Raw genomic sequence first — 1,552 nt, 5'->3', positions numbered from 1 at the left:
GACGGATAGGTGTGGTCTCCGGGGATGGCCGCGCCCGCCATGCGCCCACGGGCACGACGTCCGATTTCCGCCAGCATGCGAGACGGGACTCGTCGAGAGTAGGTGGAGTGATGACGGACCAGAGCCGCTACGAGGCGCTGCGCAGCCGGGACGCGCGCTTCGATGGCGCGTTCTTCTTCGCCGTCACCACCACCGGCATCTACTGCCGCCCGAGTTGTCCAGCCGTCACGCCGAAGCGGGAGAACGTCCGGTTCTTTCCGACGGCCGCGGCGGCGCAGGGCTCGGGCTTCCGGGCGTGCCGGCGGTGCCGTCCCGACGCGGTGCCCGGCTCGGCCGAATGGAACGTTCGCGCCGACGTGGTCGGCCGTGCGATGCGGCTGATCGGCGACGGCGTGGTCGACCGGGAGGGTGTCTCGGGGCTCGCGGCGCGCCTGGGCTACAGCGTGCGGCAGCTTCAACGGCAGATGAACGCGGAAGTGGGCGCGGCACCACTCGCGCTGGCCCGTGCACAGCGGGCGCAGACCGCGCGGGTACTGCTCCAGACCACCGACCTGGCGGCGACGGGCATCGCCTTCGCGGCCGGGTTCGCGAGCGTCCGGCAGTTCAACGACACCATCAGGATGATCTATGCCGCCACGCCGAGCGAACTGCGGGGCGGGCGCCCGGCGCGTCCGGTGACTCCGGCCCGGTCCGCCGTACCGGGTCACAACCGGGATGCGGCTGGGCTGGTGCTTCGGCTCGGTTATCGGGAGCCGTACGCGGTCGACGAACTCGTCGCCTACCTTCAGCGACGCGCGATCCACGGCGTCGAGGAGGTCGTCGGCCGGCCCGGTGAGCGAACGTACCGGCGAACCCTGCGGCTGCCGAGAGGAAGCGGCGTTGCGGAGGTCGACGAACGGGCGGGTAACGGAGGGTGGCTGGAGTGCCGTCTGTTGCTGACCGACCTACGCGATCTGACCACCGCGGCGCAGCGGGTCCGGTGCCTGTTCGACCTGGACGCCGACCCGCGCGCCGTGGTGGAACGACTGTCGGCGGATCCGGCGCTGGCTGTGCTGGTCGCGCGCAAGCCGGGCCTACGCGCGCCCGGTGCCGCCGACGCGCACGAACTCGCCGTCCGCGCGGTACTGGGCCAGCAGGTCTCGGTGCCGGCGGGGCGGCGGCTCGGCGACGCGCTGGTTGCCGCGTACGGGGAACCGCTTCCCACCCCCGATGGTGGTCTCACCCACCTGTTTCCGCGGGTCACCGACCTCGCCGAGGCGTCGTTGACCGAGCTGGGGATGCCACAGAGCAGGCGCGATACGTTGCGCACGCTCAGCGCCGCGCTCGCCGACGGCACCGTCCGTCTCGACTCGGGCGTCGACCGCGACGAGGCGGAGAAGGAGCTGCTGCTCCTGCGGGGCGTCGGTGCGTGGACGGCGGGCTACATCCGGATGCGGGCACTGGGCGACCCTGACGTCCTGTTGGAGAGTGACGTGGCCGCCCGGGCCGGGATGCGGCGGGTCGGGCGGCCCTGGCGGACGCCGCGGCCTGGCGGCCCTGGCGCTCCTACGCC

The 1,552-nt window shown here is 72.9% G+C and carries 1 pseudogene; it reads left to right on the top strand.

The features are described from left to right. Positions 1-110: 110 nt before the first annotated feature. Positions 111-1,552: pseudogene (locus ACY45C_RS13135) on the top strand (AlkA N-terminal domain-containing protein); the annotation flags it as partial.

Source organism: Frankia sp. CcWB2 (assembly GCF_977927585.1).
Note: the sequence above shows the minus strand (reverse complement) of the source record. Positions and strands in the feature narration are given on the sequence as shown.